Consider the following 24,712-nt stretch of genomic DNA (forward strand, 5'->3'; position numbering starts at 1 on the left):
GATGACGTCGCAGCCGAGCCGGCGCGGGGAGCCCGAGGCGCCGGACCCGCTGCCGATCCCGGTCGTCGACAACCACACCCACCTCGACATCAGCCGCGAGGGGGAGGGACCGACGGTCGAGGGCATCGCGCCCGTGCTGCGGGCGGCGGCCGCGGTCGGGGTCGACCGGGTCGTCCAGATCGGCTGCGACCCCGAGGGCAACGAGTTCGCCGTCGCCGCGGCCGAGGCGCACCGCGCGGTTCTCGCCGGCGTCGCCGTCCACCCGAACGAGGTGCCGCGGCTCGCGGCCGAGGGCCGGCTCGACGCCGCTCTCGCCCGCGTCGAGGAGCTCACGGCGCACCCCCGGGTGCGGGTGGTCGGGGAGACCGGGCTCGACCACTTCCGCACCGGGCCGGAGGGGCACGCGGCCCAGGAGGAGTCGTTCCGGCGGCACATCGAGCTCGCCCGCCGTGCCGGCCTCGCCCTGCAGGTCCACGACCGTGACGCCCACGCCGACGTCCTGCGGGTCCTGCGCGACGCGGGCGCGCCCGAGCGCACGGTCATGCACTGCTTCTCGGGCGACCTCGACATGGCCCGCGAGTGCGTCGCCCGCGGCTACCACCTGTCCTTCAGCGGCACGGTGACCTTCAAGAACGCCAAGGACCTGCGGGACGCCCTGTCGGTGACGCCGCTCGAGCTGCTCCTCGTCGAGACCGACGCCCCCTACCTCACGCCGCACCCGTGGCGCGGCGCGACGAACAGCCCGATGCTCGTGCCCCTCACGGTGCGCGTCATGGCCTCGGTCCTCGGCGTGGCCGTCGCGACCCTCTGCGAGGCCCTCTCCGAGAACGCGGAGCGCCTCTACGGCCCGTGGTGAGCCGGACGGCCGGGCCGCGGGCGTGACCTTTCCCTCATCCGGTTCTCAGGTTCAACGCCTCCGTGCGTGACCGGTGTGACTCCTGAGGCGGATGTGGCGTCCGGGACGATGTCCCGCCGTTACCGAAACTTGACCTTCGGGACGTCTCTCCGTCACCGTGGAGGCAGATGGCCGGGGCCGGAACGCCCCGGACGTCGTGTGTGAGCGCCCGGTCCGCAGTGCTGCGGGGCGTCGCGGTCGCACTCCCGGCGCTCTCGTCGCCGGGGCCCTCGGGCCGACGTCCGGACGCCGGTGCCCGGGAAGACCCACCCCTGGAGACCTCTTGTTCTCTCGCACCATCCGCCATGCCGCCCAGGGCGTCGCCGCCCTCGCCGTCGCCGTCGGCTCGGTCGGGGTCGCGCACCTCGACAAGGCCGTCGCGCTGACCGTCGACGGCGCCCCCCGGTCGGTCCACGTCTTCGGCGGGACCGTCCGCGACGCGCTCGACAAGGAGGGCATCCGGGTCGGTGAGCACGACGTCGTCGTGCCCTCGCTCGACTCCTCGGTCTCCGACGGCGACCACGTCTCGGTGCGGTTCGGGCGCAAGCTCGTCGTCACCGTCGACGGGCAGAAGCGCGAGTACTGGACGACCGCCACCACCGTCGACGCCGCGCTGCGCGACGTCGGGGTGCGCTCGGACGGCGCCGTCCTCACCGCGTCCCGGTCGCAGGCGATCGGCCGCGACGGGCTCGAGCTCGGCGTGACCACCCCGAAGCAGGTGAGCCTCCTCGTCGACGGCCGCGCCCGCACCGTGACGACCACTGCGCCGATCGTCTCGCGCGTCCTCACCGACCTCGGTGTCGCCTACTCCGCCTCCGACGTCCTCTCCCCGGCGCCCGGAACGCCCGTGCGGGCCGGCATGCGGATCGGGCTGCAGCACGTCGTCGTCCGCTCGTCGACCAAGGTCGAGCCGGTGAAGTTCACGACGACGCGCAAGTCCGACTCGTCGATGGCCGCCGGCACCACGAAGACGGTCACGGCCGGCCGGAACGGCACCGCGAAGGTGACCCGCCAGCTGCGCTACGTGGCCGGCAAGCTGCACTCCTCGAAGGTCCTGCGCACGGTCGTGCTCACGAAGCCGACGAACGCCGTCGTGCTCGTCGGGACGAAGAAGACCGCCGCCCCGAGCGCCGGCAACGTCTCGGGCGCGGGCCTCAACCTCGCGAACGCGGCGATGTGGGACCGCATCGCGCAGTGCGAGTCCAGCGGGAACTGGAGCATCAACACCGGCAACGGCTACTACGGCGGCCTCCAGTTCGCGACGTCGTCGTGGCTCGCCAACGGCGGGGCCGACTTCGCGCCCCGGGCCGACCTCGCGACCCGCGCCGAGCAGATCACCGTGGCCAACCGGTACTACGCCAAGGCGGGGCTCTCGCCGTGGGGTTGCGCCGGCGCCGCCTGACCGCGCCGCAGCAGCGACGCACCACCGACGTGCCGCCCGTCCCCGCAGCAGGGGGCGGGCGGCGCCGTCGTCCCGGGACGCGCGGCGTGGCTAGGGTGTCCGCGTGACCGACGCCCCCGACGCCGCGCTCCTCGGGGCCGCCGAGATCCGCGAGGTCGCGACGCGGCTCGGCATCCGGCCGACGAAGCAGTGGGGCCAGAACTTCGTCGTCGACGGCAACACGGTCCGGCGCATCGTCCGGGTCTCCGGGGTCGGTCCGCAGGACGTCGTCGTCGAGGTCGGCCCGGGCCTCGGCAGCCTGACCCTCGCCCTTCTCCCCGTCGTGCGCCGGGTCGTGGCCGTCGAGGTCGACCCGGTCCTCGCGCGGGCCCTCCCCGACACCGTCGCCGCGCACGCCCCCGGGCTCGCCGACCGCCTGGAGGTGGTGCCGGCCGACGCGCTGGCCGTCACGGACCTGCCGGGACCGCCGCCGACCGCACTCGTCGCGAACCTGCCCTACAACGTGTCGGTGCCGGTCGTCCTGCGGATGCTCGAGCGCTTCCCGAGCCTGCGGACGGTGCTCGTCATGGTGCAGCTCGAGGTGGCCGAGCGGCTCGCCGCCGGTCCCGGCTCGCGCACCTACGGCGTGCCGAGCGTCAAGGCCGCGTGGTACGCCGACGTCCGCCTCGCCGGCACCGTCCCGCGCAGCGTCTTCTGGCCGGTGCCCAACGTCGACAGCGGCCTCGTCGCCCTGACCCGCCGGGAGCCGCCGCCGACGGCCGCCTCCCGCGAGGAGGTCTTCGCCGTCGTCGACGCCGCCTTCGCCCAACGCCGCAAGACCCTCCGGGCCGCCCTCGCCGGGTGGGCCGGGTCTCCGGCCGCCGCCGAAGCCGCCCTCGTCGCGGCGGCCGTCGACCCGCGCACGCGGGGTGAGCAGCTGGACGTGGCGGCGTTCGCCCGGGTCGCGGCCGCCCGGGGTGCCGCGAGCAGTGGCGCGCCCGTGGCCCCGGCGACCTCGTGAAACGTCCTCTCGCACTGGGCTCGCGGGACCACCCCCCGGTCTGGCTAGGGTGAGCCCATGACCTCGGCCCCGCTCGTGCCCGGCCCCGTGACCGTGCGCGTCCCGGCGAAGGTCAACCTCGAGCTCCTCGTCGGCCCCCTGCGCGACGACGGCTACCACGACCTCTCGACCGTCTACCAGGCCGTGAGCCTCTACGACGACGTGACGGTGGGGGCGGCCGACGCCTGGGGCGTCAGCGTCTCCGGCGCCCTCGCCGAGGGCGTGCCGACCGACGACGACAACATCGCGCTCAAGGCCGCCCGGCTCGTCGCCGAGCGCTACTCCGGGACCCCGGTGCACGTGTCCATCCGCAAGGGCATCCCCGTCGCGGGAGGGATGGCGGGCGGCTCGGCGGACGCCGCGGCCACGCTCGTCGCCCTCGACCACCTGTGGGACCTCGGCCTCGACCGCGAGGACCTGGAGGAGATCGCCTCCGAGCTCGGCAGCGACGTGCCCTTCCTCGTCGCCGGCGGCACCGCGATGGGCAGCGGACGCGGAGAGCTGCTCGCGCCCGTCCTCGCCCGCGGCACCTACCACTGGGTGCTCGCGCTGGCCGAGGGCGGCCTCTCGACCCCGGCCGTCTACGCCGAGTGCGACCGGCTGCGCGACGGCGCCGACGTGCCCGACCCGGTCGCCACGCCCGCGCTCATGGCGGCCCTGCGCACCGGCGACCCCCACGAGCTCGCGCCCCAGCTCGTCAACGACCTCCAGGAGGCCGCGGTCAGTCTGCGCCCCGACCTCGGCGAGGTCCTCTCCGCCGGGATGGAGTACGGCGCGCTCGGCGGCATCGTCTCCGGTTCCGGACCGACCATCGCCTTCCTCGTCGACGGCACCGAGGCCGGCATCGACCTCGCCGTCGCGCTGACCGCGAGCGGTGTGGTCCGCGACGTCCGTCGGGCGAGCGGTCCGGTGCACGGCGCGCACGTCATCCACCACCGGGTCGACTAGTGGCCAGCCTCGTCTCCGTCGAGCGCGCCTCCCTCGCCCTCGGCACCGCCCAGGTGCTCGACGCCGTCTCGCTCGGGGTCGCCGGGGGCGACCGGATCGGCGTCGTCGGACGCAACGGCGGCGGGAAGACCACGCTGCTGCGGGTGCTCGCGGGCGACCGAAACCCGGACGACGGCCGGGTCGCCCGCGCGAACGGGCTGCGCACCGGCGTGCTCACCCAGGACGACACCCTGCCCGCGGGGGCGACGGTCCGCGAGGCGGTGCTCGGTGACCTCGCCGAGCACGAGTGGGCCGCCGACCCCCGGGTCCGTGACGTCCTCACCGGCCTGCTCGGGGGGCTCGAGGCCCCGGTCGTCGGGGGGCTCGGGGCCGAGCTCGGCCCGCTCTCCGGCGGCGAGCGGCGCCGGGTCGCGCTCGCGGCGCTCCTCGTCGCCGCGCCCGACCTGCTCCTCCTCGACGAGCCGACCAACCACCTCGACGTCGAGGGCGTCGCCTGGCTCGCCGACCACCTCGCCACCCGCTTCGCCGGGCCTGCCACCGGGCTCGTCGTCATCACGCACGACCGGTGGTTCCTCGACGCGGTCGCGACCCGGACCTGGGAGGTGCAGGACGGCGTCGTGCACCAGTACGAGGGCGGGTACGCGGCGTACGTGCTCGCCCGGGCCGAGCGCGAGCGGATGGCGGGAGTCGTCGCCGACCGGCGGGACAACCTGCTGCGCAAGGAGCTCGCCTGGCTGCGCCGCGGAGCACCGGCGCGCACGAGCAAGCCGCGCTTCCGCATCGACGCCGCGAACGCCCTCATCGCCGACGAGCCGCCGCCCCGCGACGACGTCGAGCTGATGCGCTTCGCGACGACCCGCCTCGGCAAGGACGTCGTCGACCTCCTCGACGCCCGGCTCACCGTCGGTGACCGCGTCCTCCTCGACCGCTTCACGTGGCGGCTCGGGCCGGGGGACCGGGTCGGGCTCGTCGGCGTCAACGGTGCCGGCAAGTCGACCCTGCTGCGCGCGCTGGCCGGCGAGGTGCCGCTCGCGGCGGGGAAGCGCCGGCAGGGGGTGACGGTCCGGCTCGCGCACCTGACCCAGGAGGTCCGCGAGCTGGACGCGTGGGCCGGCCGGCGGGTCATCGAGGCGGTCGAGGACGTGCGCACCGTCGTCCGGCTCGGGCGCAAGGAGCTCTCCGCCTCGCAGCTGGCGCAGCGGCTCGGGTTCACCGGACCGCGGCAGCAGACGCGGGTCGGCGACCTCTCCGGCGGCGAGCGGCGCCGGCTCCAGCTGACCCGCCTGCTCATGGACGAGCCGAACGTCCTGCTGCTCGACGAGCCGACGAACGACCTCGACATCGACACGCTCACCTCGCTCGAGGATCTCCTCGACGGCTGGGCCGGCACGCTGGTCGTCGTCTCGCACGACCGCTACCTCCTCGAACGGGTCTGCGACCGGCAGCTCGCCCTCCTCGGCGACGGGCGGCTGCGCGACCTGCCCGGTGGGGTCGAGGAGTACCTCCGGCTGCGTCGCGAGCTCGTCGAGCGGGGCGAGGGGGTGCGCGAGGTCCCGGGCGCGGGGCCGACCGCCGCCGGCCCGCCGGCGGTGGACGGGCCGAGCCCGGCCGAGGTACGCGAGGCGCGCAAGGTGATGGCCCGGGTCGAGAAGCAGCTCCAGCGGCTCGCCGAGCGCGAGGACCGGCTGCACGCGGCGATGGCCGAGGCGGCCACCGACCACGAACGCGTCCTCGGACTCAACCGCGAGCTGCGCGAGGTCGTCGACGAGCGCGAGGTCCTCGAGCTCGAGTGGCTCGAGGCGGCCGACGTCGCCGGCTGAGCCGGGGTCGCGGCCGGCGACGCGCGGGTCAGCGGGGCCGGGCGGCGGCCAGCTCGGCGAGCATCCAGTCGCACCACTCGAGCGCGGCGACCCGGGTGCGCCGACCGCCCTCGAGGGTCAGCCGGCTGGCGAAGAGGGGTGAGGCCGGGTCGAGGGCCGCCTGGTCGCCGTCGAGCGACGCCAGCTGCTCCTCGTACACGGCGAGCCGCTCGGCGTGCCCGTCCCGGACCCGGGCCACGAGGTCGGCGGCGGCCCGCGCGTCGACGAGCCAGAGCGACCACAGCCGGAGCACCTCGAGGTCGCGCACCGGCTGCGGGGCCAGCTCCGCGGTGACCCACGCCCGCAGTGCCTCGGTGCCGGACGGGGTCACGTGGTAGCGCTTGGTCGGACGTGGTCCGCGGCCCGGCACCTCCTCGTGCCGGACGAGCCCGGCGGCCTCGAGCCGAACCAGCTCGGGGTAGACCTGGCTGTGGCCGGCGCTCCAGAACCACCCGACCGGGCGCTCCATCCGCCGGCTGAGCTCGTAGCCCGTCGAGGGCCGGCGGGCGAGCAGCCCGAGCAGGGCGTGGCCGAGGTCCGAGGGCATGGACGCAGGCTAGTGTCATATGTCAGAGTCGACATATGACACGACGACGGCTCGCGGGCGCGGCGGCCGCCGTGGTGCTCGCGCTCGCCGGGTGCTCCGGCTCGGGCACCGGCGGGGGATCGGCGTCCCCCACCACGACGCGCCCGGTACCGCTCCCGACGCGGACCGTGAGCACGCTCGCCGAGCGGTGCCTCGTCGACGCGCCCGGGGCGCTCGAGCGGATCCCCGGCCCGGACGACGCCACGCTCTCGGGCATCGCCTTCGGATCGGGCCGGCTCGGCGTCGTGCTGCTCCACCAGACCGGGGCCGGCGGCCTGTGCGGATGGGTGCCGTACGCGCGCTGGCTCGGGGAGCGGGGGGTCCTCGCGCTCGCCGTCGACGACTGCGTCCACGGGGCCTCGCGGTGCCCCGACGCGGTGACCGCGGACACCCGTGCGCAGGTGGCGGCGGGGGTCGAGTGGGTGCGGGCCCGCGGCGCCCGGCGGGTCGCGGTCGTCGGTGCCTCGATGGGCGGCGCCCGGGCCCTCGGCGTGGGCCAGGCGGCCGGCGCCGACGCGGTGGTCGACCTCTCCGGGCCGGACCACTGGGACGGGGTGCCCGATGCCCTCGCGGCCGCCCGCGCGACCTCCGTCCCGCTGCTCGTCGTCTCCTCGGACGGAGACACGGGCATCGACGGGGATGCTCTCGATGCCGCGCTCGCCGCGTCCCCCGCGACGCTCAAGCAGCGGCTGCGCCTGCCCGGTGACGCGCACGGCTGGGACGTCGTGACCGACGGCGTCGGGTCGAGCGCCACCGTCGCGCCCCGCGGCACCTGGCTGCTGCGGTGGCTGCGGACCGCGCTCGGCGGCTGACCCGGGTCAGGCGGGGCCGGACTCGAACGGTCGGAGCAGCCGGCGGAGCAGGCCGGCGAGGTCCTGGCGCTCGGACGGGTCGAGCTCGGCGAGCAGGTCGTGCTCGTCGGCGAGCAGCCGGGTCAGGGCGGCGTCGACGACGGCCATCCCCTCGCCGGTCAGCCGGACGAGGACGCCGCGGCGGTCGGCGGGGTCGGGGTGGCGCTCGACGAACCCGCGGGCGGCCAGCCGGTCGACCCGGTTGGTCATCGTGCCGCTCGTCACGAGGGTCTCGCTGACCAGCTGGCCGGGGCTCAGCTCGTAGGGGGCGCCGCACCGTCGCAGCGCCGAGAGGACGTCGAACTCCCAGCCCTCGAGCCCGGTGCCGGCGAACGCCCGCCCGCGGGCGAGGTCGAGCCGGCGGGCGAGCCGGGAGACCCGGGAGAGCACCTCGAGCGGCGTGACGTCGAGGTCGGGACGCTCGCGCCGCCACGCGGAGACGATACGGTCGACGTCGTCAGCGGCCATGGCGCGAATGCTACTCCCCGTCAAGACTCTTGACGTCGAGAAACCGGCGCGGCAGGGTGGCCGGACCCGCCCGAGGAGGACGCATGAGGACCACGCCGAGCTGGGACCCGTCGGCCTACGGCCGCTTCGCGCGCGAGCGCTCGCGGCCGCTCGCCGACCTCGTCGCCCAGGTCGGCGCGGACGACCCGCGGCTCGTCGTCGACCTCGGCTGCGGCCACGGTCCGGGCACCCTCTCGGTGGCGGCGCTCTGGCCGCAGGCGCGCGTCGTCGGCGTCGACTCCGCGGAGTCGATGCTCGAGTCCGCGCGCGAACTCGACACCGCGGAGCGCGTCGAGTGGGTGCAGGCCGACCTGCGCGAGTGGGACCCCAGCTCGCTCGGCAAGGCGCCGGACGTCGTGGTGACGAACTCGACCCTCCAGTGGGTGCCGGGCCACCTCGACCTCGTCGACGCCTGGGTCGGGGCCCTCGCACCCGGCGGCTGGTTCGCGCTCCAGGTGCCGGGCAACTTCGACGCCCCGAGCCACCGGCTGATGCGCGAGACCGCCGAGGCGCACCCGCGCGCCGGCGAGCTGACCGCGGCGCTCGACGTACCGCCGGTCGGCGAGCCCGCGACCTACCTGCGGCTGCTCGCCCGGCTCGGCTGCGAGGTCGACGCCTGGGAGACCACCTACGTCCACGTGCTCGACCCGGACGCCGAGGACGAGAACCCCGTCCTCACCTGGGTCTCGGCGACCGGGCTGCGGCCGGTCCTGGACCTGCTCGAGGACGACGAGGAGCGGGCGGCGTTCCTCGAGCCGTACGGCGCGGCGCTGCTCGAGGCCTACCCGCGGACGTCGGCCGGGGTGCTCTTCCCGTTCCGCCGGGTCTTCGCCGTCGCGCACCGCACCGACTGAGCGGCGCGGCCCGGCTCACTGGGTCGCGAGGGTCTCCGGGGTGAGGGTCGGCCTCGGCTCGAGGCCTGTCAGCCCGTTCCAGGCGAGGTTGACGACGTGGGCCGCCACCTCCTGCTTCTTGAACTTCCGGTTGTCCAGCCACCACTGCCCGGTGAGCGCGATCATCCCGACGAGCATCTGCGCGTACATCGGGGCGGCCTTCGGGTCGAGCTTGTGGTGCTTGAACTGCGCCGCGAGGATGTGGTCGACCTGGGACGAGATGTCGCTCATGAGGCTGGCGAAGGACCCCGTGGCCTGGCCGGGAGGGCTGTCGCGCACCAGGATCCGGAAGCCGTCGGAGTTGTACTCGACGTAGTCGAGGAGGGCCAGCGCGGCCCGCTCGATGAGCTGCCGTGAGGTGCCGCCGGAGTCGAGGGCCGAGGTGACGCCCTGGAGCAGCGCCTCGATCTCGCGGTCGACGACGACGGCGTAGAGGCCCTCCTTGCCGCCGAAGTGCTCGTAGACGACCGGCTTGGAGACGCCGGCGGACGCCGCGATCTCCTCGATCGTCGCGCCCTCGAAGCCGCGGTCGGCGAAGTGCTTGCGCCCCACCCCGACGAGCTGTTCGCGCCGCTCGCGGCCGGTCATCCGGGACCGCGCCGCGCGTGACTTCTTGGCCCCGGTCTCGTCGCTCACCGGGACATTGTGCCAAGTCGTCGACGTGGTCATCCGCTCGACCTCGGTGATTTCTCCGAATCGCTTACGCGAAGAGCGGGGCCGCCCCTATAGTGGGCCCCGACCGCCGAAGGAAGCAGGGCCGGAGGTGGTCGATACCCGGTTCGCCGAGTATCAGCAGGGATACCCGGCGACCCCACCGGGGCCGGCGGAACAAGTCTCCTTGAATTCCATCGATTGCAGGGATCGACGGTTCGATGAGCATTTTGCAGGGGAGTGGTCTGCGCTTCGCGCCGCCACCGGTTCACACACACATCGATCTGGCCGCCTACGGCCATGCTCCCGTCAGCAGCGAACCGACACAGTGGGAGCGGCGCTACCGCACCCAACTACTGGTGCTCGACAGCGCGGTCGCGCTCCTCGCGCTGATCGCGGGGCTGTGGGTCCGCCAGTTCCTCCTCGGTGAGGAGGCCGCCCTCTGGGGCTCGACGGCGGCCATGGAGAGCACGATCGTCGCGGTCACCTTCGTGTGGCTGCTGGTCCTGGCCAACCACGGGGCGTACGAGGTCCGGTACTTCGGTGCCGGCCCCGACGAGTACCGCGCCGTCGTCCGGTCCGCCGTCACGCTCGTCGCGCTCGTCGCGTTCGTCTCGTTCGCGCTGCAGCTGTCGTTCTCCCGCGGCGTGCTCCTCGTGTCGCTCCCGCTCATGGTCGTGGCGACCATCGGCTGCCGCTATGCGATGCGTCGGAGCCTCGCCTCGGCCCGCCGCGAGGGCGAGTCGCTGCGCTCCGCGGTCCTCGTCGGGGACCCCCGGGCCGTCCGCGACGCCGCCGAGCGCATCGCCAAGGACCCAGCCACGACCGGCCTCTCCGTCGTCGGGGTCTGCGTCACCGACCCCTCCGACCCGGTCCTCGACACACCGGAGTTCGCCCACGTGCCGGTGCTCGGAGTCGAGGACGACACGCTGACCGCGGTCGACGCGACGGGCGCCCAGGTCGTCGCGATCGCGAGCAGCCCCTCGATGGCCGGCCGGACGCTCCAGCGGCTGGGCTGGGCCCTCGAGCAGCGTGACGTCGACCTCCTCATCGCGCCGGGCATCGTCGACGTCGCCGGCCCCCGGCTCAGCCTGCGCCGTGCGAGCGGCCTGCCGATGCTCTACCTCGAGCGCCCCGTGTCCAGCGGGTTCCGGTTCCGGCTCAAGATGGCCGCCGACCGCGTCCTCGCCCTCGTGGCGCTCGTCGCCCTGTCCCCGCTGTTCGGGCTCGTCGCGCTCGCGGTCCGCCGCGACTCCGCCGGGCCTGCGCTGTTCCGGCAGTACCGCGTCGGCGAGGGCGGACGCATCTTCTCGATCGTCAAGTTCCGCACGATGGTCACCGACGCCGAGTCCCGGCTGTCCGGTCTCACGGCGGCCCACGACGGCAACGACGTGCTGTTCAAGCTCCGCCAGGACCCGCGCATCACCCGGGTCGGCGCGGTGCTGCGCCGCTACTCGCTCGACGAGCTGCCGCAGCTGATCAACGTGGTCCGCGGCGAGATGTCGCTCGTCGGGCCGCGGCCCCCGCTGCCGCGCGAGGTCGACGCCTACGAGCCGGACGCCGTCCGCCGGCTGCGGGTCCGCCCGGGGATGACCGGCCTATGGCAGGTCTCCGGCCGCAGCGACCTCTCCTGGATCGACTCGCTGCGACTCGACCTCTGGTACGTCGACAACTGGTCGCTCTCGCTCGACGCGCAGATCCTCCTGCGCACCGTCCGAGCCGTCCTCCGCGGACAGGGGGCCTACTGATGGCCGCCGTCGATGACCGGCTCCCACCCGCCCGTAGCGCCGCCCGGCTCCCCGGGCGGCGCGTGTCCAGCACCCCCGGGTCCGTCGACACCCGCTTCGGCGAGGGCGACGGGCCCACCCTCCTCGTCGCGTCGACCGGCGGTCACCTCGAGCAGATGCGCCGCCTGCGGGGGCGGCTGGTCGGCTCGGTCGGCGCGGTCGAGTGGGCCACGTTCGACGGCAACCAGTCCCGGTCGCTGCTGCGCGACGACACCGTGCACTACGTCGACTACATCCGGCCGCGCGACCTGACCGCAGCCGTCCGCGACCTCCCGGACGCCGTGCGCATCCTCCGGGCGGGCGGCTACCGGGCCGTGGTCTCGACCGGAGCAGGCATCGCGGTCCCGTTCTTCCTCGCGGCCAAGAGCCTCGGCATCCCGCGCTACTACATCGAAAGTGCGGCCCGCGCGGCCGGCCCGAGCCTCACGGGTCGGATCGTCAGCCGGATCCCCGGCACCCGGCTGTTCACCCAGTACCCCGAGCTCGCCACCGGGCGCTGGTCGTACTGCGGGTCGCTCTTCGACGGCTTCGAGGCGGGCCCCGCGCTCGAGGCGCCGCCCACACCGCACCGGGTCGTCGTGACTCTCGGCACGATGCCGCGGTACGGGTTCCGTCGGGCCGTCGAGCGGCTCGTCCGCATCCTGCCCGACGTCGCGTCCCCAGACGCCGAGGTCATGTGGCAGACCGGCGCAACCGACCTCACCGGGCTGGGCATCACCGGCAGCAACCAGATCCCGGCCGACGAGCTGCGGACGGCCATCCAGGAGGCGGACCTCGTCATCGCACACGGCGGGATCGGGTCCGCCCTGACCGCCCTCGACGCCGGCAAGATGCCGGTGATGATCCCGCGCCGCGTCGAGTTCGACGAGCACGTCGACGACCACCAGGCCCTCATCTGCACCCATCTGGGCAGCCGGGGGATCGCCCTCAGCCGCGAGGTCCACGAGCTCGAGGCCGCCGACCTGTGGCGTGCGGCCGCGGGCACCGTCCGGGCGGGCGCCCCGGCGCCGATGGTCCTGGGCGGCCCGGCGGGCCGATCGACCCGTCAGCACCGGCGCGTCCTCCGCCCGGCCCTGCGCTGACGCGGCCGTCGTCCCCCGCCGCTGCGGCGACGGGGGACGACGGTGTGGCCGGTACCCTCGGAGCGTCCCGCCTCGTGGGCGACGGTCCCCGGTTGGTCTGCTGGTAGGGCCCGCCTGACTTTGAATCAGGACAAGCGACGTAGGTTCGATTCCTACCCGGGGAGCCCGGGCGGGGGCCGGTCACCGGCCTCCGCCCCGAGCCACCCGGACGGGCTCAGCCGTTGCCGCAGAGATTGACCGGCTGACCGGTGCTGTCCCAGACGTTGCCGCTGCTCGTGTACTTCGACTTGGCGTTCTGGTAGCAGGGACCCCAGTGCAGGTCGCCGCCCAGGCGGTTCTTCGTCACCACCGTGTTGACGGAGGGGTCGATGAAGAGGGAGATGCCGGTTCCGTAGAGCCAGTTTCCGTCGATGGTGACGTTCGAGTTCCCGCCGTTGGCGTCCTCGAGGTAGATCGCGGCGTTGAGCTGCGGGGTGTACTTCCCTGCGTCGTAGACCGAGCAAGACACCCGCAGCCCGTTGACGCCACGGACCTGGGTGCCGTCGTAGTGCGCGTCGGCCGGCGGCTTGGGGTCGTGCAGGTAGTTGTACTGGAGGGTGACGTCGGTGACCATCCGGCCCCGATCAGATGTCACGTGGATGGCGTCGTTGAGGCTGTTGCCGATGTTCGTGTACTCGACGAGCACGTGCTGGGCACTCGAGATGCCGATGTCCGGCGTCGTGACGTGGCTGATGGTCACGTGGGTGCCGGTCACGAGGATGCCTTCAGCCACGTGGACGTTGCGGACGGTGACGTTGTCACCGGTGATCGTCAGGCTGCGGACGTTCGCGTTCGCGAGCGTCTGACCACTGGTCAGGGTGGTGACGGAGCTGGTCGTGCGCGTGCCGGCGGCACCCGTCGTCGCCGCGGACGGCTTCATGGCGCAGGTGCTGCTCGCCGGCACCGGTGTGACCGGGGCGGGGCGGGCCGGCGCTGGGGCCGGCACGTACCTGCGGAGCCTGACCGACCGGGAGGCGTAGGCGACCGGCCGGGAGTTGGCCCGCGGGGTGACCGGTCGACCCGCCCGCGCGGGGGCGGGGGGCACGGCCGAGTCGACCGGGTGGGCGCCGTCGGACGGGGCGGTCGTCGTCGACGTGGTTACGGCGGGGGCGGGCGCGGCGCCGACGGCCTCGTCGTCACCGAGGGCGGCGACGGCGGAGGCGCCGACGAGGACGCTGGCGGCGACCGCGGCCACAGGGAGGAGGCGGCGGGGCATCACGCGAGCCTCCGACCGTGGACGGGGCGGGGCGCAACAGAGGGGGTGTGCAGGGGACGTGACGGTGTCACGGTGGTGCTCCTTCGATCACTCGCCGTCAGATCCGGGTGGCGACGGCGCTCCCTGCGTACGCGCCACCACTGCCGATTCCGGCGACTGGCGGTTACTCAACACGTCACATTCAGTGTTGCGTCGGTACCCGCTGGGGCATGAAGAGCAGTGGTTTTCCCCGGCGATCTCTGGCGATTCGTCCCGAGTTGCACAAAAACACCTGTGCGGTCCGGGTCCGGGGTACTACCCTCTTCGGTCCTGATCGAGGCTAGGCGCTGCCCAACCACAGCGTGGGCCTCGCAGGAACCGACCGTCTCAGGAGCGTGACAGGCGTTCGAACATCAGAGCACTCCTCGATGCAGAACTCGGCAGGTCAAGCGGTCCATCGGTACGCACCGCCCGCGACCGTCCAGGTGACGAGGGTCACAGTCCCTGCGCGACGCGTGGGATCCACGTGTCGCATGCGCTGTCCGGGGCCCGGGTGATCGGATCCGCATCCTCCGAACGGTTGAATCCGGTGCGACAATCGGTCATATTCGGCGTGAGGCGACGAGTCCTGAGGAGCAGGGATGAACCTGGACATGATCAGCACCGCCCTGCGGTGGACCTTCTGGTCGCTGCTGTATCTCGGGATCATGATGACGGCCTTGGTGGTGTGCCTCGGCATGGCTGCTCCGTACCTGCCGTTGTGGGCCCGGTGGACGGGCGTCGGGGCGTTCCTCGCCGGCATCGCGGTCGACGTCCACGTCAAGACGCGGCCCGCCCGCGCCGAGCCGCCGGTCGACGGCGAGCCCGTGCGCATCCGTCGCCACCGCTGACCGACTCGGAGCGCCTCTCCGGAAACGGCTCTCCCGCAACCCTTTCGGCTCTCCGGCGGCGCGCTCCGAGACCGCTGCCCCGCTGACGCCGCGGGCACCCGGTCGGCATCCCGTGCGTCCCGTGTGTCCCGTAAGCCCCGCGGCGCCACCCTCCGGGCGTACGTTGCCGATGGCCCAGCAACCACGCACCCGACCGGTCGCCGTGCCCGGTCCCCGGACCGGCGTCCCTTCGGGTGCGACGCCCGGCGACCCGGGTGCGAACGCCTCAGGAGGGGTGCGGTGACGACGACGCAGTCGACGCAGACGGACGAGAAGCCGGTCAAGAGCCTCATCCCGGCACGGATGCACGACATGCCGTGGGTGAAGTTCCACTGGCTCGTGATCTTCGGGCTCGGGACGGCCTGGATCCTCGACGGGCTCGAGGCGCAGATCGTCGCCGCGGGTGGGTTCGAGAAGTCGCTCGACATGTCCGCCGCCGACGTCGGCCTCGCGGGCACCGTCTACCTCGTCGGGCAGGTCTTCGGCGCCATCATCTTCGGCCGGCTCACCGACTCGTGGGGCCGCAAGCGCCTCTTCACCCTGACCCTGGCGCTCTACCTCGTCGCCGCCGCGGCAGCGGGGCTCGCGCCGAACATGATCCTCTTCCTCGCCTTCCGGTTCATCTCGGGCATGGGCATCGGCGGTGAGTACTCGGCCGTGAACTCCGCCGTCGACGAGCTGATCCCGGGTCGCTTCCGCGGGCGGGTCGACCTCGCGATCAACGGCACCTACTGGGCGGGTGCGGCGATCGGCGCCTTCGCCTCGACGATCCTCCTCGACACCGACCGCTTCGACCAGAACGTCGGCTGGCGCATCGCGTTCTTCATCGGCCCGATCCTCGGCCTCGGGATCATCTACCTGCGGCGGCACATCCCCGAGAGCCCGCGGTGGATGGTGACGCACGGCCACGGAGAGGCGGCCGAGAAGGTCGTCTCCGACCTCGAGGACGACGTGCGGGCCGCCGGCAAGCAGCTGCCGGAGCACTCCGACGACGACGCGATGTGGATCAAGGGTCGAGAAGGCTTGACGCCCAAGCAGCTCGGCTACGTCTTCTTCAAGATGTACCCGACCCGAACCGTCCTCGGGGCCACGCTCATGATCACGCAGAGCTTCCTCTACAACGCGATCTTCTTCACCTACGCGCTCGTCCTGCAGAACTTCTACGACAAGAGCGCGTCGGAAGCGGCGCTGTACTTCTTCCCCTTCGCCATCGGCAACCTCCTGGGTCCGTTGCTGCTCGGTCCGCTCTTCGACACGGTGGGCCGGCGCAAGATGATCACCGGCTGCTACTCGTTCGCGGGCATCGTGCTCGCGATCTCGGCCTGGCTGTTCCAGCAGAACGCGATCGGGCCGGGCGTGCACACCGCCTTCTGGTGCGTCGCCTTCTTCTTCGCGTCCGCGGGGGCCTCCGCCGGCTACCTGACGGTCTCGGAGATCTTCCCCCTGGAGGTGCGCGGACAGGCGATCTCGTACTTCTTCGCCATCGCCCAGATCTTCGGCTCGATCGGCCCGGTGTTCTACGGCTGGCTGATCGGCGACGGCAAGGACCGCACCCCGATGTTCTGGGGCTACCTCATCGCGACGGCCATCATGCTCATCGGAGCCGCGGTCGCCGCGGTGTGGGGCGTCGACGCGGAGAACAAGTCGCTCGAGGAGATCGCGCCACCCCTGACGAGCTACGACGAGGACGGCAACGAGACCGTCCACCTGCCGGTCTGATCGGGGGACCACGATGAGCGAGCACACCTACACCGTCGTCGTCGGGGTCAGCCCGCGGTCCAGCTCACCGACGGCCCTGCGGTGGGCACACGAACAGGCCGCCGCGCACGGGGGCCGGGTCGTCGCGGTCCGCGCCTGGCGCACGCCCAACCCCCAGGCCACGCCGTCCGGGACGACGGCCTCCCGGGTCGGCAGCGCGGCGGACACCGAGCACGCGGCGATGGAGGCCCTGCTGGCCGACGTCGCCGGCGTCCTCGGCCCCGACCACGGCGTCGACGTCCGGGTGGTGCGCGGTGACCGCCGCCGGGCCCTGCTCGACGCCGCGGTCGACGCCGACCTGCTGGTCGTCGACGCGCCGCGGTCGCTGGCCTCCTCACCGCTCTTCGCGCACCGCCTGGTCTACGCCGCGCGGTGCCCCGTCGTCGTCATGCCGCCGCGGATCTCGGGCGAGCCGGAGTCGGGTCTCGGACGGGCCGGGTGGGCCGCCGTCCGGGCGGCGGGGAGTGCGGGCCGGCCGGGCCTCGGCACCCGCCGGGACTGATCGCGGGCCGGCAGCGGGTCCGGGCCGGGTGGATGCCGCGGTCCGGGCTCCCGCCGCCCGCCGGTAGAGTGAGGCGGTCCGCCCGCCGCCACCTCCCCGGGAGCACCCGAGCGTGAACGCCGCCGCACCGGCCGCCGTCATCGTCCTCGCCGCAGGCGAGGGGACGCGGATGAAGTCGTCGACCCCCAAGGTCCTCCACCGCATCGGCGGGACCACCCTCCTCGGGCACGCCGTCCGGGCTGCCCGCGCGACGCGGGCCGAGCACGTCTCGGTGGTCGTCCGGCACGAGCGGGACCGGGTGGTCGAGTTCTGCGCCGCCTTCGACCCCGACCTCGTCATCGCCGACCAGGACGACGTCAAGGGCACCGGCCGGGCCGTCGAGTGCGGCCTCGAGGTGCTCCCCGCCGACCTCACGGGCACCGTCCTCGTGACCTACGGCGACGTGCCGCTGCTCACCGGCGAGACCCTCGTCGCGCTCACCGAGGCGCACACGACCTCCGGCAGCGCGGTCTCGGTCATCACCGCCCACCTCGCCGACCCCACCGGCTACGGCCGCGTGGTCCGCGACGCCGACGGCCACGTCGCGCGCATCGTCGAGCAGAAGGACGCGAGCGAGGACGAGCGGGCGATCACCGAGATCAACTCGGGCATCTACGCGTTCGACGCCGACCTGCTGCGCGAGGCCCTGGCCCGGGTCGGCACCGACAACGCGCAGGGCGAGAAGTACCTCACCGACGTCGTCCAGATCGCCCGGGAGTCGGGGCGGGCGGTCAGCGCCCACGTCGTCGACGACCCGTGGCAGACCGAGGGCGTCAACGACCGCGTCCAGCTCGCGCAGCTGGGCCGGGTCCTCAACCAGCGCGTCTGCGAGCAGCACATGCGCGCCGGCGTGACGATCGTCGACCCGGCCACGACGTGGATCGACGTCGACGTGAGCATCGGGCGCGACGCGACGATCCTCCCGGGCACCCAGCTGCTCGGCGCGACGAGCATCGGCGCCGAGGCCGTCATCGGGCCGGAGGTCACCCTCACCGACACCGAGGTCGGCGACGGCGCCGAGGTCACCCGCGCGGTCGCCAACCTCGCGGTCGTCGGTCCCGGTGCGACGGTCGGCCCCTACTCCTACCTGCGCCCCGGGACCCGGCTCGGGGCCCGCGGCAAGATCGGCGGGTTCGTCGAGACCAAGAACGCCGAGATCGGCGAGGGGGCCAAGGTCCCGCACCTCACGTACGCCGGCGACGTGACGATCGGCGAGGGGGCCAACATCGGCGCCGGCACCGTCTTCGCCAACTACGACGGCGTCGCGAAGCACCACTCGAGCGTCGGGGCGCACAGCTTCGTCGGCTCGCACACGGTCGTCGTCAGCCCGGTGGACATCGCCGACGGCGCCTACGTCGGCGCGGGCAGCGCCCTGACCCAGGACGTCGAGCCCGGACAGATCGCCGTCGCCCGTGCGCGGCAGCGCAACATCGACGGATGGGTCGCCCGCGCCCGCGCCGGCACCCGCACCGCGGACGCCGCCGCGCGCGCCCGCGCCGACCGGCAGAGCCCGGACACCGAGCCGACCCCGGAGGACACCGACCGGTGAGCAAGGACAACCGACCGCCGTCGGCCAACATCCGCAAGCGGCCCAAGAAGCAGCTCATGGTCTTCTCGGGCCGGGCGAACCCCGGTCTGGCCCAGGAGGTCGCGGCGCAGCTGGGCACCGAGCTCGTCCCGACGAGCGCCTACGACTTCGCCAACGGCGAGATCTACGTGCGCTTCGAGGAGTCGGTGCGCGGCTCGGACGCGTTCGTCATCCAGAGCCACACCAGCCCGATCAACGAGAACATCATGGAGCACCTGCTCATGGTCGACGCGTTGAAGCGGGCCAGTGCCAAGCGGATCACCGTCGTCATGCCGTTCTACGGCTACGCCCGGCAGGACAAGAAGCACCGCGGCCGCGAGCCGATCAGCGCCCGGCTCGTCGCCGACCTGTTCCGCACGGCCGGCGCGGACCGGCTCATCTGCGTCGACCTGCACACCGACCAGATCCAGGGGTTCTTCGACGGCCCGGTCGACCACCTGATGGCCATCCCGGTGCTCTCGGAGTACGTCGCGCGCCGGTACGGCGACGAGCACCTCGCGGTCGTCTCGCCGGACGCCGGGCGCATCAAGGTCGCCGAGCAGTGGTCCAAGCGCCTCGGCGGAGCGCCGCTGGCCTTCATCCACAAGACCCGGGACATCAACCGTCCCAACGAGATGGTCGCCAACCGCGTCGTCGGTGACGTGCGCGGCCGGGTCTGCGTGCTCGTCGACGACATGATCGACACCGGTGGCACGATCACCAAGGCCGCCGACGCACTGAAGGCCGACGGCGCCAAGGACGTCGTCATCGCCGCGACGCACGCGATCCTCTCCGAACCGGCGGTCGAGCGGCTCCAGGCCTGCTCGGCCCGCGAGGTCATCGTCACCAACACCCTCCCGATCTCCCCGGAGAAGGAGTTCGAGCGCCTGACGACGCTCTCCATCGCGCCGCTGATCAGCGCGGCCGTCAAGGAGGTCTTCGAGGACGGCTCGGTGACGAGCCTCTTCGGCGGCCGCGCCTGACCGCCTGGCCGCGCCTGACCACCTGACCGCCTGACCGCCTGGCCGCCGACTCAGCGGCTCAGGAGGCCTCGCCGGCCTTGCGGGCCCGGTAGGCGGCGACGTTCGCCCGGGTGCCGCACGTGCCCTCGCAGAACTTGCGGGAGCGGTTGCGGGACAGGTCGACGTACACGTCGTCGCAGTCCTCGGCGGAGCAGACGGCGAGCCGCTCGCGCTCCCCGGCCCGGATGACGTCGACCATCGCCATCGCCAGCTCGACCGCGACCCGGTCGGCGAACGGCGCCGCGTCGTCGGTCGCGTGGACGTGCCAGCCCTGGCCGTCGTGCTCGACGAGCCGGGGGAGGGCTCGGCCGGCGGCGAGCAGTGCGTTCACCTCCTCGACCTGCTGCTCGAGCGTGGCGACCCAGAGACGCCCGATGCGGGCGCGGACGCGGTGCAGCGCCGCGACCTCGGCCTCGGTCGTGGGCCGAGCGCCGCTCCACGACCAGCGGTCCATCCAGGCGAGGACCGCCGCGAGGTCGGGGAGGTCCTCGACCTCGCTCGACCCGTGCCCGGGCGCGGTGTTGACGAGGGCTGCCGCGTGCCGCAGCACGACGTCGGTGTCATGGGTGAACACCATCTTGACTCCTGACAGGGTGATGTCCTAGCGTCAGGATCAACATAACATTTGACTCCTTACAGGCCGTGGCCGGCCGAGGCGGGGTCGAGACGCACCGGGAGGTGGCCACCGTGGTCGAGGCCGTTCGCAGGCACGTCGGGGTGGGTCTGCTCGCGCTGCTGCTCTCCAGCGCCGCCTTCGGCACCTCCGGACCGTTCGCCAAGGCGCTCATCGAGGCGGGGTGGTCACCGGGGGCGGTCGTCCTCGTCCGGATCGCCGGCGCGTCGGCCCTCCTGCTGCCCGTCGGGCTCTGGCAGGTCCGCCACCGGATGCGTTCGGTCGTCCGCGAGCTCCCGCTGACCACCCTCTACGGGTGCCTCGCCGTCGCCGCGGCGCAGCTCGGCTACTTCCAAGCCGTCGAGCGGCTGACCGTCGGGGTCGCGTTGCTCATCGAGTACCTCGGCATCGTCCTCGTCGTGCTCGCCGTCTGGGCGCTGACCCGGCGCGCACCCCACCGGCTGACCGGCGTCGGCGTCGTCCTCGCGCTCGTCGGCCTCGCCCTCGTCCTGGACGTCACCGGGCAGAGCACCCCCGACCTCGTCGGCGTCGCCTGGGGCACGCTCGCCGCCGCCGGCCTCGCCGGCCACTACGTCCTCGCCGCGCGCCCGACGTCGCTGCCCTCGTTCACCTTCGCCGCGTTCGGCCTCGCGGCCGGCGCCGTCGTCCTCGCCCTGCTCGGGGCGAGCGGGGTCATCCCGATGCGGTTCGGCGCCGCGCGGGTCGGGCTCGCCGGCGCCTCGGCTCCCGCGTGGGTGGCCCTCGCCGAGCTCGTCGTCGTCGCTGCCGCGGTCGCGTACGTCCTCGGGGTCCTCGGGGCGCGCCACCTCGGCTCCACCCTCGCCTCGTTCGTCGGGCTCACCGAGGTGCTCTTCGCGGTCCTCTTCGCCTGGGTGGTCCTCGGCGAGCTGCCCGGTCCGTGGCAGCTCGTCGGCGGCGTCGTCATCCTCGCCGGGGTCGCGGCGGTGCGGGTCGGGGAGCGGCGCGGGGCCCGGCGGGAGCCGCAGGCGCCCGCCGATTTCGACCTTCCGTCACCGGTCGCCTAGACTCTCGGGGTTGCCTCGGCGAGGGACGTCGCACCGGACGAAGGAGTCCGGCGGCCGCAGGGCCCGCGACCATCCGTGATCGACGCTGGCGGCGCGCAGACCCGAGGGGGTCCGCGGGCCGTTCGCGCGCCGGTCCGGTGCCACGTCCCGCGTCGAGGACCGACGAACCGTCCGCTTCGAACCACCCCAGGAGTCAACCGTGTCCAGCGAGGTCACCAAGCTCGTCGTCGAGCAGCGCACCCAGTTCGGCAAGGGCGCCGCCCGCAAGATCCGCCGCGCCGACAAGATCCCCGCCGTCATGTACGGCCACGGCACCGACCCGGTGCACATCACCCTCCCGGGCCACGAGGCGATGCTGGCCCTCAAGCACACGAACGCCCTCCTCACGCTCGTCATCGACGGCAAGGAGCACATGGCGCTCGCCAAGGACGTCCAGCGCGACCCGATCAAGCCGGTCATCGAGCACGTCGACCTCGTCGTCGTCCGCAAGGGCGAGAAGGTCCACGTCGAGGTGGGCGTGCACGTCGAGGGCGAGGCCGCCCCCGAGACCGTCGTCACGACCGTCCAGTCGACCCTCGAGCTCGAGGTCGAGGCGACGAACATCCCCGAGTGGGTCACCGTCTCCGTCGAGGGCTTCGAGGCCGGCCACCAGGTCCACGCCAGCGACGTCACCCTCCCGGCGGGCGCCACCCTCGTCACCGACCCCGAGGTGCTCGTCGTCAACGTCACCCAGCAGGTCACCGCCGAGGAGCTCGAGGCCGAGCTCGAGGCCGCCGAGGCCGAGGTCGGCATCGAGCGCGAGGACGCCGAGGACGAGGCCGCCGAGGGCGAGGCCGCCGCCGAGGGCGGGGCATCCGAGGGCGACGCCGAGGCGAAGGCCGACGAGGCCTGAGCCGCACACCACACACAACGACGGGGCCCGGTCCGCACGGACCGGGCCCCGTCGTCGTCCCCCGGGCGGATGGCATGATCGACGCCGTGAGCGACTCCGGACCCTGGCTCGTCGTCGGCCTCGGCAACCCCGGCCCGGGGTACGCCGGCAACCGGCACAACGTCGGCGCCATGGTCGTCGACGAGATCGTCCGTCGCTCCGGTGACACCCTGCGCACCCACAAGGCGCGCGCCGTCGCCGCCCAGGTGCGCCTCGGCACCGGACCCGGCGGCGTGCCCGGCCCTGCGGCCGTCGTCGCCGTGCCGTCGTGCTACATGAACGAGTCCGGCGGGCCGGTCAAGGCGCTGCTCTCCTTCTTCTCGATCCCCACCGAGCGGCTCGTCGTCGTCCACGACGAGCTCGACATCGACGCCGGCGCCATCCGGCTCAAGCGCGGTGGGGGAGAAGGCGGGCACAACGGGCTGCGGTCCATCTCCTCGTCGCTCGGCACGAAGGACTACCACCGGGTGCGGGTCGGTATCGGCCGCCCGCCCGGCCGAATGGACCCCGCCGACTTCGTCCTGCGCGACTTCTCGCCGGCCGAGCGCAAGGAGCTGCCGTTCGTCCTCGACGAGGCGGCCGACGCCGTGGAGCAGCTCGTCACCCTCGGGCTGCTCGACGCGCAGCAGCGGGTGCACGCCCCCCGCTGAACTCGGTCGCGTCGTCCGTAGACTCACGGCCGTTGGGAGCGGAGGGAGTCGGGTGTGGTCAGCGTCGTCATCGCGGCGTACAACGAGGAGGCCGTCATCGGCGCCTGCCTCGACGCGCTCCGGCACGAGCCGCCGCTCGAGGTCGTCGTGGTGCCGAACGGCTGCACCGACGACACCGCGGCGATCGCCCGGGGGCGGGGGGTAACCGTCGTCGAGCGCGCGGAACCGGGCAAGACCGCGGCCCTCGACGCGGGTGACGCGGCGGCCGCGGGCTTCCCCCGGGCCTATCTCGACGCCGACATTCGGGTGCCGGCCGCCGACCTGCTGCGTCTTGCGGCCTCCCTTGGTGGCTCCGTCCTCGCCGTCGCGCCGCGGCGCGTCCTCGACGTGCGCGGCTGCGCCCTGCCGGTCCGGGCCTACGCGGCGGTCCACCAGCACCTCCCGGTCATGGCGACAGGCCTCTTCGGGCGTGGTCTCGTCGTGCTGTCCGAGGAGGGCCGTGCCCGGTTCGAGCGTTTTCCCGAGCTCGTGGCCGATGACCTGTTCCTCGACGGGCTGTTCGCCGCCGGTGAGAAGCGGGTCGTCTCGGAGGTCACGGTCCGCGTGCGGATGCCTCGCCGCACCGGTGAGCTGTACCGGCGCCTCGTGCGGGTGCGGCAGGGAAACCGGTTGCTGCGCGCCGGCTCGAGCGACCCGGTGCCGCCAGGCCCCGTACCGGCGGGCCCGGCCGACGGCTCCCGCAGCGACCGGCTCGCCTGGGCCGGGGTCGTCCTGCGCCGGCCGTGGCTGGCGCCCGCGGCGGTCGTCTACGTCGCCCTGACGCTGGCCGCGGAGCTGGCCGCCCGTTCGGGCCGGCAGGCCTCCTGGCGCGACGACCGGGCCCGGGGCTGACGACAGCCCGACGGCCGCACCGCGTGGTCAGCCCCCCTGCAGCCGGGCGACGAGGCGCGGCCAGCTCCGAGACGGCGCGACCAGCCAGCGCAGCGCGGCGGCGTGGGTGCGGTCGCGGGTGGCGACCAGCCGAGCCACGCTCCCGACGACGAGACCGAGCCGGAACGCGGCGGTCGGCACCGGTCCGTGTCGCCGGCGGAACAGCCGGACCCGGTTGACGCTGAGGAGGGCCCAGAGGCCGGGGCTGCGGTGCGAGTCGCCCAGGAGGTGGGTGCAGACGGCGTCCGGGACCAGCCGCACTCGGAACCCGGCGTCCTTGGCGCGCAATGCGAGGTCGGTCTCCTCCGAGTACAGGAAGTAGCGCTCGTCCCAGGGCTCGACGACCCGTCGGCACGCGCCGGCGACGAGCAGCACGGACCCGGAGGCCCAGTCGGCCACTGTCGCCCGCCGGTACGCGGCGGGGTCGGTGACCATCTCGCCCCAGCGCGGGCGGGCCCCGGCGCGGGCCCCGCCGAGGACGGCCTCGCCCCAGGCGCGCGCGACGCTCGGGGCGCGGCGCAGCGTGGGCAGGGCGGTGCCCTCGCCGTCGACCTGCACCGGCACGGCAATGTCGGCCACCCCGGACGCGCAGGCGTCGAACAACCGGGTCACGGCGGCGCCGGTGTAGCGCACGTCGGGGTTGGTGACGAGCAGGGGCAGGTCCGGTGGCAGCACCCGCAGGGCGGCGTTGATGCCGCCCGCGTACCCGAGGTTGCCCCCCGTGCGCAGCACCTCGACCGTGCCGCCCACGGGCCACTCGAGGGCCTCGACCGCCTCGGGAGTGCCGTCGCTCGAGGCGTTGTCCGCGACGACGAGGTGCCAGCGCAGCCCCTCCGCCCCGCGGGCGAGCGACTCCGCGAAGCCCTCGAGGTGCTCTCGGCTGTTCCACGTGACGGTGACGACGAGCAGCTGCGGCGGCTCTCCCTCGGTCACCCCGGGATCATCGCACGGCGGGCCGGAGCCCCGCCGGAGTTCGCCGCCGCAAACCGGG

Annotated in this window: 24 protein-coding genes and 1 tRNA gene; 19 read left to right on the forward strand and 6 right to left on the reverse strand. The window is 73.8% G+C overall.

The genetic code is table 11. The features are described from left to right. Position 1: 1 nt before the first annotated feature. The 5 genes from PKA89_RS00120 to PKA89_RS00140 all read left to right on the forward strand — a co-directional run bounded on the left by PKA89_RS00120 (position 2) and on the right by PKA89_RS00140 (position 6,104). Positions 2–856: a TatD family hydrolase gene (locus tag PKA89_RS00120; protein WP_324415347.1), complete on the forward strand. Its 855-nt coding sequence runs from the start codon at positions 2–4 to the stop codon at positions 854–856. A 322-nt stretch (positions 857–1,178) separates the two neighbouring features. Then, entirely contained in the window at positions 1,179–2,297 is a 1,119-nt protein-coding gene (locus PKA89_RS00125) for a ubiquitin-like domain-containing protein (RefSeq protein ID WP_324415349.1), read from the forward strand. 103 nt (positions 2,298–2,400) lie between these two features. Further along, the gene (gene rsmA, locus PKA89_RS00130; protein WP_324415351.1) at positions 2,401–3,297 is read left to right on the forward strand and encodes a 16S rRNA (adenine(1518)-N(6)/adenine(1519)-N(6))-dimethyltransferase RsmA; all 897 of its coding nucleotides are present in this window, start codon (positions 2,401–2,403) and stop codon (positions 3,295–3,297) included. Positions 3,298–3,354: 57 nt separating this feature from the next. Beyond that, positions 3,355–4,284 (forward strand): 4-(cytidine 5'-diphospho)-2-C-methyl-D-erythritol kinase, encoded by a 930-nt coding sequence (locus PKA89_RS00135; protein WP_324415352.1) that lies wholly within the window; start codon positions 3,355–3,357, stop codon positions 4,282–4,284. Continuing rightward, positions 4,284–6,104 (forward strand): ABC-F family ATP-binding cassette domain-containing protein, encoded by a 1,821-nt coding sequence (locus tag PKA89_RS00140; RefSeq protein WP_324415354.1) that lies wholly within the window; start codon positions 4,284–4,286, stop codon positions 6,102–6,104. Before PKA89_RS00135 ends, PKA89_RS00140 begins: the two co-directional genes overlap by 1 nt. A 28-nt stretch (positions 6,105–6,132) precedes the next feature. Here the strand turns inward: PKA89_RS00140 and PKA89_RS00145 are convergent, their stop codons facing one another. Beyond that, positions 6,133–6,690 (reverse strand): PadR family transcriptional regulator, encoded by a 558-nt coding sequence (locus PKA89_RS00145; RefSeq protein ID WP_324415356.1) that lies wholly within the window; start codon positions 6,688–6,690, stop codon positions 6,133–6,135. Between the two features lie 35 nt (positions 6,691–6,725). Between PKA89_RS00145 and PKA89_RS00150 the strand changes: the two genes are divergently transcribed. After that, the gene (locus PKA89_RS00150) at positions 6,726–7,541 is read left to right on the forward strand and encodes a hypothetical protein (RefSeq protein WP_324415358.1); all 816 of its coding nucleotides are present in this window, start codon (positions 6,726–6,728) and stop codon (positions 7,539–7,541) included. A 6-nt stretch (positions 7,542–7,547) separates the two neighbouring features. Here the strand turns inward: PKA89_RS00150 and PKA89_RS00155 are convergent, their stop codons facing one another. Next, positions 7,548–8,048, reverse strand: a complete 501-nt coding sequence (locus tag PKA89_RS00155) for a MarR family transcriptional regulator (protein ID WP_324415360.1) — start codon at positions 8,046–8,048, stop codon at positions 7,548–7,550. 83 nt (positions 8,049–8,131) lie between these two features. On the opposite strand from PKA89_RS00155, the gene PKA89_RS00160 reads away from it, so the two are divergent. Then, positions 8,132–8,941, forward strand: a complete 810-nt coding sequence (locus PKA89_RS00160; protein WP_324415362.1) for a methyltransferase domain-containing protein — start codon at positions 8,132–8,134, stop codon at positions 8,939–8,941. A gap of 15 nt (positions 8,942–8,956) precedes the next feature. Here the strand turns inward: PKA89_RS00160 and PKA89_RS00165 are convergent, their stop codons facing one another. Continuing rightward, positions 8,957–9,568: a TetR/AcrR family transcriptional regulator gene (locus PKA89_RS00165; RefSeq protein ID WP_324415933.1), complete on the reverse strand. Its 612-nt coding sequence runs from the start codon at positions 9,566–9,568 to the stop codon at positions 8,957–8,959. 422 nt (positions 9,569–9,990) lie between these two features. Between PKA89_RS00165 and PKA89_RS00170 the strand changes: the two genes are divergently transcribed. From PKA89_RS00170 to PKA89_RS00180, 3 genes are all read left to right on the forward strand, one after another. Beyond that, on the forward strand, positions 9,991–11,379 hold the full coding sequence (locus PKA89_RS00170; RefSeq protein ID WP_324415364.1) for a sugar transferase: 1,389 nt from the start codon (positions 9,991–9,993) through the stop codon (positions 11,377–11,379). A gap of 62 nt (positions 11,380–11,441) precedes the next feature. Next, entirely contained in the window at positions 11,442–12,500 is a 1,059-nt protein-coding gene (locus PKA89_RS00175) for a glycosyltransferase (protein WP_324415366.1), read from the forward strand. 85 nt (positions 12,501–12,585) lie between these two features. After that, positions 12,586–12,664: transfer RNA gene (locus PKA89_RS00180), tRNA-Gln, on the forward strand. Positions 12,665–12,714: 50 nt separating this feature from the next. On the opposite strand, the gene PKA89_RS00185 is transcribed toward PKA89_RS00180, so the two are convergent. Continuing rightward, positions 12,715–13,755 (reverse strand): right-handed parallel beta-helix repeat-containing protein, encoded by a 1,041-nt coding sequence (locus PKA89_RS00185; protein WP_324415368.1) that lies wholly within the window; start codon positions 13,753–13,755, stop codon positions 12,715–12,717. Positions 13,756–14,375: 620 nt separating this feature from the next. On the opposite strand from PKA89_RS00185, the gene PKA89_RS00190 reads away from it, so the two are divergent. The 5 genes from PKA89_RS00190 (at position 14,376) to PKA89_RS00210 (ending at position 19,512) form a co-directional block, all read left to right on the forward strand. Next, complete coding sequence (locus tag PKA89_RS00190) at positions 14,376–14,624, forward strand: hypothetical protein (protein WP_324415370.1); 249 nt, start codon at positions 14,376–14,378, stop codon at positions 14,622–14,624. 279 nt (positions 14,625–14,903) lie between these two features. Then, entirely contained in the window at positions 14,904–16,382 is a 1,479-nt protein-coding gene (locus PKA89_RS00195) for an MFS transporter (RefSeq protein WP_324415372.1), read from the forward strand. Positions 16,383–16,395: 13 nt separating this feature from the next. Continuing rightward, positions 16,396–16,923 (forward strand): universal stress protein, encoded by a 528-nt coding sequence (locus PKA89_RS00200; RefSeq protein ID WP_324415374.1) that lies wholly within the window; start codon positions 16,396–16,398, stop codon positions 16,921–16,923. A gap of 112 nt (positions 16,924–17,035) precedes the next feature. Beyond that, on the forward strand, positions 17,036–18,511 hold the full coding sequence (gene glmU, locus PKA89_RS00205) for a bifunctional UDP-N-acetylglucosamine diphosphorylase/glucosamine-1-phosphate N-acetyltransferase GlmU (RefSeq protein ID WP_324415376.1): 1,476 nt from the start codon (positions 17,036–17,038) through the stop codon (positions 18,509–18,511). Then, positions 18,508–19,512 (forward strand): ribose-phosphate diphosphokinase, encoded by a 1,005-nt coding sequence (locus PKA89_RS00210; RefSeq protein WP_324415378.1) that lies wholly within the window; start codon positions 18,508–18,510, stop codon positions 19,510–19,512. Before glmU ends, PKA89_RS00210 begins: the two co-directional genes overlap by 4 nt. Before the next feature lie 58 nt (positions 19,513–19,570). Here PKA89_RS00210 and PKA89_RS00215 read toward each other — a convergent pair whose 3' ends face one another. Further along, on the reverse strand, positions 19,571–20,128 hold the full coding sequence (locus tag PKA89_RS00215; RefSeq protein WP_324415381.1) for a CGNR zinc finger domain-containing protein: 558 nt from the start codon (positions 20,126–20,128) through the stop codon (positions 19,571–19,573). 101 nt (positions 20,129–20,229) lie between these two features. On the opposite strand from PKA89_RS00215, the gene PKA89_RS00220 reads away from it, so the two are divergent. The 4 genes from PKA89_RS00220 (at position 20,230) to PKA89_RS00235 (ending at position 23,682) form a co-directional block, all read left to right on the forward strand. Beyond that, positions 20,230–21,210, forward strand: coding sequence for a DMT family transporter (locus PKA89_RS00220; RefSeq protein ID WP_324415383.1), 981 nt, complete (start codon positions 20,230–20,232; stop codon positions 21,208–21,210). A 199-nt stretch (positions 21,211–21,409) separates the two neighbouring features. After that, on the forward strand, positions 21,410–22,102 hold the full coding sequence (locus PKA89_RS00225; RefSeq protein ID WP_324415385.1) for a 50S ribosomal protein L25/general stress protein Ctc: 693 nt from the start codon (positions 21,410–21,412) through the stop codon (positions 22,100–22,102). A 74-nt stretch (positions 22,103–22,176) separates the two neighbouring features. Then, positions 22,177–22,791 (forward strand): aminoacyl-tRNA hydrolase, encoded by a 615-nt coding sequence (gene pth / locus PKA89_RS00230; RefSeq protein WP_324415387.1) that lies wholly within the window; start codon positions 22,177–22,179, stop codon positions 22,789–22,791. Between the two features lie 54 nt (positions 22,792–22,845). Next, positions 22,846–23,682 (forward strand): glycosyltransferase family 2 protein, encoded by an 837-nt coding sequence (locus PKA89_RS00235; RefSeq protein ID WP_324415389.1) that lies wholly within the window; start codon positions 22,846–22,848, stop codon positions 23,680–23,682. 27 nt (positions 23,683–23,709) lie between these two features. Here PKA89_RS00235 and PKA89_RS00240 read toward each other — a convergent pair whose 3' ends face one another. Continuing rightward, positions 23,710–24,654, reverse strand: a complete 945-nt coding sequence (locus PKA89_RS00240; protein WP_324415391.1) for a glycosyltransferase family 2 protein — start codon at positions 24,652–24,654, stop codon at positions 23,710–23,712. Positions 24,655–24,712 lie beyond the last annotated feature (58 nt).

Source organism: Phycicoccus sp. (assembly GCF_035325325.1).
In the GTDB taxonomy this organism is placed as follows: Bacteria; Actinomycetota; Actinomycetes; order Actinomycetales; family Dermatophilaceae; genus Phycicoccus.